This window comes from Streptomyces sp. KR55, from assembly GCF_052245645.1.
GTDB classification, from domain to species: domain Bacteria; phylum Actinomycetota; class Actinomycetes; order Streptomycetales; family Streptomycetaceae; genus Streptomyces; species Streptomyces flavusporus.
On record NZ_JBQQCE010000746.1, the window covers coordinates 1 to 3,050 of the forward strand.

5 protein-coding genes and 1 pseudogene are annotated in these 3,050 nt (G+C 71.9%); 4 read left to right on the forward strand and 2 right to left on the reverse strand.

What is annotated here, in order from left to right:
- From ACTWQJ_RS49375 to tgmB, 4 genes and pseudogenes are all read left to right on the forward strand, one after another.
- A pseudogene (locus ACTWQJ_RS49375) lies at window positions 1-361 on the forward strand (hypothetical protein); the annotation flags it as partial.
- 152 nt (window positions 362-513) lie between these two features.
- Window positions 514-825, forward strand: coding sequence for a hypothetical protein (locus ACTWQJ_RS49380; RefSeq protein ID WP_443312886.1), 312 nt, complete (start codon window positions 514-516; stop codon window positions 823-825).
- A 325-nt stretch (window positions 826-1,150) separates the two neighbouring features.
- Window positions 1,151-1,342 (forward strand): putative ATP-grasp-modified RiPP, encoded by a 192-nt coding sequence (tgmA, locus tag ACTWQJ_RS49385; RefSeq protein WP_443312887.1) that lies wholly within the window; start codon window positions 1,151-1,153, stop codon window positions 1,340-1,342.
- A gap of 16 nt (window positions 1,343-1,358) precedes the next feature.
- Window positions 1,359-2,342: an ATP-grasp ribosomal peptide maturase gene (gene tgmB / locus ACTWQJ_RS49390; protein WP_443312888.1), complete on the forward strand. Its 984-nt coding sequence runs from the start codon at window positions 1,359-1,361 to the stop codon at window positions 2,340-2,342.
- A 26-nt stretch (window positions 2,343-2,368) separates the two neighbouring features.
- On the opposite strand, the gene ACTWQJ_RS49395 is transcribed toward tgmB, so the two are convergent.
- Both ACTWQJ_RS49395 and ACTWQJ_RS49400 read right to left on the reverse strand, forming a co-directional pair.
- Window positions 2,369-2,611: a DUF5133 domain-containing protein gene (locus ACTWQJ_RS49395; RefSeq protein WP_443312889.1), complete on the reverse strand. Its 243-nt coding sequence runs from the start codon at window positions 2,609-2,611 to the stop codon at window positions 2,369-2,371.
- Between the two features lie 135 nt (window positions 2,612-2,746).
- A partial coding sequence (locus ACTWQJ_RS49400; protein ID WP_443312890.1) for an ATP-binding cassette domain-containing protein occupies window positions 2,747-3,050 on the reverse strand: 304 nt, incomplete at its 5' end.

Genomic DNA, 3,050 nt, shown 5'->3' on the forward strand with positions numbered 1-3,050 from the left:
GGGTGCCGACGGTGTCCTCACCGCGCTGCGGGAGGACTGGCACCTGCTGACCCTGGAGGAGGAGCTCGCCCGCGAGCGGGCGCTGGTGGCCATGTACGCCGAGGCCCTGGAGGCGATGACGAGGTCCCGGGACCTGTACCGGGAGGCCGCCGAGCGGGCCCACGAGGCGCTGGCCGTCTACCGCGAGTCGTCCCCCGCCCTGCCGGAACCGCCGGCGACGGAGCCACCGCAGGAGGTGTCCTCCGGTTCCCCGCTCCAGCAGTTGACGCGCTCTTTCGGACGTTTCAAGGCGACCGCGAAGTTCCGGCGTCCGGCGTCGTCCGCGGAACCGGACGGTGCCGGGGGCGGTTCCGGCGGCTGAGGCGCCGTCACAGGCGCCTTCCGGTCATCGGCATAGTCGTACGGGGTGTGCCGATAGGTCACAAACGGCATAACGGAGGCAATATCAGGGCGGAATCCGGGAATTCAAGGAAGGGCGCGTCCACCGGCGGCGCACCGGACCGAGGAGGGCCCGTGGATTCCACCACAGCAGTGCTCGCCGTGATCGCCGTGATCCTCGCCGTCGTGCTCGCCGCGGCCGTCGGGCTGCTGGTGCGGCTGGTCCGGGCCCGGCGCGGACTGCGGCGCGCCGGGCTGCCGACCGGGCCGCCCTGGGTGTTCTGGGGGGCCGTCCTGTACTTCGTGCTCCCGGCCGATCTGCTGCCCGATCCGGTGTACCTCGACGACGTCGGCGCACTGCTCCTGGCCCTGCGCACACTGCGCACGCCCCTGACCGCACGAGACCACCGCACCGCGCCGGCAGGCCGCCCGGCCGACCCCGCCTGACCTCCAACTGCCCACGTTCCACGACAGATCCACGCCCTGTTGCGGCTGCTCGGGGGCGACGCCGGGCCCGCGCGCCCGCCATCACCCCCATGTGCTCCCCCGGCCGCCCGGGGTGCCGTGCTGTGCATCACGACCAGTCAACCGGAAGACGCCGTCCTCCGTCTCAGGTTCAGAGCGGCCAACTCGCCCGCCACTACGGAGCGTAAGGAAACCATTCACCCGTTCGAATCGTATAAGTCCATGGAAAGCCCCGGAGATCCACGGGCGAAGCGACGACACGGCAGGCCGGCGGCCTGGCCGGGGCAGCACCGAAGAGGGAGAGACGATGCAACCGTTCGCGCTCAACTACGCACGCCCGGCGGCGGAGTTGGATGTCGCCACTCCGTACTCCTACGATCCCGGCCTGCAGTTGAACGTGCTGTTCGACGGCCGGATCGCCGCCAGCGATCTCGCGTTGCTCAGAGAGCTGGGGACCACGACGTCCACCGCGGGCTCGAAGACGCACTTCGACGACTGAACACGGACCGTCGACGATGACCGTACTGATCCTGACGTGTGACCAGGACGTGACGGCGGACATGGTGGTCGTCCACCTCAACGCGTCCGGAGTCCCGGTGGTCCGCCTCGATCCCGCCGACCTGACCGGCGGCGCCGCACTGTCGGGCGAGTATGTGCACGGTGCCTTCCGCGGGCATCTGTGGTCCGCGGGCCGACTGGTGAGCATGGACGGGCTGCGGTCCGTGTGGGTGCGCCGGCCGGGAACTCCGGCCACGCGGGTGGCCGAGCCGTCCGCGTGGCTCACCGAGGAGTCCTCGCAGGCGCTGTACGGCATGCTGCGCAGCTCCACCGCCCGCTGGATGAACCATCCGGACGCGGCCCGCCGCGCCCGGTACAAGCCCTGGCAGCTCCGCCTCGCCCAGCGCAGCGGACTGCCGGTGCCGGCCACACTGATCACGACCTTCCCGCAGGCCGCCCGGGATTTCGCCGAACGCTTCCCCGACCTCGTCGTCAAACCCGTCTCCGGCGCGCAGCCGCAGGAGCCGCCGAGGGCGGTGCCGACCAGCCGGGTGGCTCCGGACACCGACTTCGCCGCGGTCGCCTTCGGCCCGACCCTGCTGCAACGGCGGATCGCCAAGCGGGCCGACATCCGGCTCACCGTGGTCGGCGAGCGGATGCTGGCCGCCCGCAAGGCGACCGCCCCCGACGCCGACCCGGACGAGATCGACGTCCGCTTCGCCACGGACGACCGGCCCTGGCGCCCCTCCGACGTCCCCGCCCGGATCGCCGACGGCGTCCGCACATACGTCCGGGACGCGGAACTGTCCTACGGCGCCTTCGACTTCGTGGAGGACGCCGACGGGACGTGGTGGTTCCTGGAGTGCAACCAGTCCGGACAGTTCGGCTTCGTGGAGGTGGACACGGGCCAGCCGATCGCCCGCACCATCGCGGAGTGGCTGGCCCGGCCCGCCGCGGACCGGCCGAACCGGGTCAACGGCACGGGCACCAGGGTTCCTTGACGCTACGGGCGGCCCCGCGGAGGGCGTCACCCGGCCAGCGACAGACCGCTCTCCCCGTCCGGGTCCGGCGCGCTTCCGCCGGCCAGCAGGGCGTCCGCCCGGGCGATCGCCTCGCGGATGCAGGTCGCGCCCGTCAGGACGCACAGGGTGTGACTGACGTCCGCCAACTCCCGTGCCCTCGTCGGCGTCTCCCTCTCCGCCTGAGCGATGCGCAGCGATGCGTACCTGGTCAGCAGCCTCCTGACGACCTTCGGGTCCGGAACAAGCACGGGGCGCCCCTCTCTCGACTTTTGCGCACCGTATGCCCGGACGGAGCCGGACCATTCGTCTTCTTGGGTGCCCGGCACCCATTTGACGCAAAACCGTCGCCCACCGCACAGGTGTCCGGCCCTTCCGTCGGACGGTCAGGCGACCTGGCCGCTGTGCAGTGCCGCATAGGCGCCGCCCCGGCGCAGCAGTTCCTCGTGCGTGCCGATCTCCTGGATGCGGCCGTCGGCCATCACCACGATCCGGTCCGCGCCCCGTACGGTGGACAGCCGGTGCGCGACCACGAACGTGGTGCGTCCGTGCAGCAGCCGGGCGAGGGCCTGCTGGACAAGCGCCTCGGAGCGGGTGTCCAGCGCCGAGGTCGCCTCGTCCAGCACCAGCACCCTGGGATCCCTGATCAGGGCGCGGGCGATGGCCAGCCGCTGCCGCTGCCCGCCGGAC

Coding starts and splice junctions, on each gene's coding strand:
- tgmA (WP_443312887.1), top strand. CDS start 1,151: ATGCAACCGTTCGCGCTCAACTACGCACGCCCGGCGGCGGAGTTGGAT.
- tgmB (WP_443312888.1), top strand. CDS start 1,359: ATGACCGTACTGATCCTGACGTGTGACCAGGACGTGACGGCGGACATG.